The following is a 1805-nucleotide window of genomic DNA, read 5'->3' as shown; positions in this document are numbered from 1 at the left end:
AAATCTCTTCAAGATGCCCTTGCACTGATGTTAGATGGAAATGAAGAATTTAAAATGATTGATGGTCAAAAGGTTGTATATGAAAATATAAAAAGAAATACTAAGAAAAGTGTTTTAAGTGGAGAAAAGATAGTTTATATAATACAAGGAGGTCCTGGTACTGGAAAGACTGTACTTGCAATAAATCTATTAGTGAAAATGCTAAATGAAAATTTATTATCATATTATGTAACTAAAAATGCTGCACCTAGAGAAGTATATGAGAAAAAATTAAAGGGAAGATATACAAGTAAGTATATAAAGAATCTATTTAAAGGTTCAGGTTCATTTATAAATATAGAAGAAAATGAATTAGATATAGTATTAGTAGATGAAGCCCATAGGTTAATGGCTAAATCAGGAATGTTTAAAAACTTAGGTGAAAATCAAATAAAAGAAATAATAAAGGCATCTAAAGTATCAGTATTTTTTATAGATGAAAAACAAAGGGTGACAATAGATGATATTGGAAGTGTAGAAGAAATAAAAAAATATGCAAAAGAAAATAATGCAAAAATTAAAGAATTAAAATTAGAATCACAATTTAGATGTAATGGTTCAGATAGTTATTTAAATTGGATTGATGATTTATTATATGATGAGGAAACTAATATTTTTGATGGATTTGAATTTGACTATGACATAAAGATAGCAGAAAATCCAAATGAAGTTTATGAAATAATAAAAGAGAAAAATAAATTAGAAAATAAATCAAGGATGTTAGCAGGATATTGTTTTGATTGGGTAAGTAAAAAGGATAGTAGCTTATATGATATAGAAATAGATGATTTTAAAATGAAATGGAATCTAGCTACAAGTAAGACATGGGCAATAGATAAAGAATCTGTAAGTGAAGTTGGATGTATTCATACATCACAAGGGTTAGAGTTTGACTATGTTGGAGTAATAATTGGTGAAGATATAAGATGTGAAGATGGAAAAATAATCACAGATTTCACTAAGAGAGCTAAAACCGATAATAGTCTAAAGGGAATAAAAAAGTTAAATAAAGAAAATCCAGAAAAGGCTAGATTATTAGCAGATGAAATAATAAAAAATACTTATAGAACATTACTAACAAGAGGAATGAAAGGCTGTTATGTTTATTGTGTAGATGAAAATTTAAAGAACTACTTTAAAGAAAGATTATCATTGATAAGAAGCATTGGAGCAAAAGAAATTGAAGAAAGGAAAATGGTTGTAAGCAATATGTAACTAGATTAAAGTCAAAAGTTATATATAGATAAATTTAGTAAACTCAGGGGGATAAAGAGGGGTATGAAATATATAATATTTAAGTATAAAAAGAGAAGTTTAAATTTAAAGATAAAAGAGGAGGCAGATGAGACGAGTTTAATAAATACAATAAAATATTGCCTTAAATATCTAAAGATTAGTAAAAGTAATATAGGATTAAGAGATATAACAAAATGGCTAGAATATGATGCAGAGAAGTGTAAAGAGCCTATTATAGAGGAAAGCTTGATAGTTGATTTAAGAAATTTAGATGAGAATTTATTTAGTAATATAGATAATAATGAAATGGATGAAGAGCTTGTGGAGAGTTTTAATGATATTATAGGCGGGAAGAAATATGAAGATTATTCAAGTATTATAATTATGATTCTTTTAACAGTAATGATGAAGATGAGTAATATTATATCTATGGGTAAGAGAGAAGAGATAATATTATTAGTAGCAGTTATAGGGATACTAATTTGGCAATTATATAATGAAAGATGGACTATAACAGAGTTAAAAGAAAA

2 protein-coding genes are annotated in these 1805 nt (G+C 26.1%); both read left to right on the top strand.

The window, feature by feature from the left end:
• Positions 1–1254: DUF2075 domain-containing protein (locus tag ACRDDY_RS14810; RefSeq protein WP_438565712.1), on the top strand; the 1254-nt coding region annotated here is incomplete at its 5' end.
• Positions 1255–1317: 63 nt separating this feature from the next.
• Positions 1318–1805 (top strand): hypothetical protein (locus tag ACRDDY_RS14805; RefSeq protein WP_438565711.1); only part of this gene is annotated, 488 nt, incomplete at its 3' end.

The sequence above is a fragment of the Clostridium sp. genome (genome assembly GCF_051656525.1).
GTDB lineage: Bacteria > Bacillota > Clostridia > Clostridiales > Clostridiaceae > Clostridium.
This window is presented reverse-complemented; position numbering and strand designations above follow the sequence as displayed.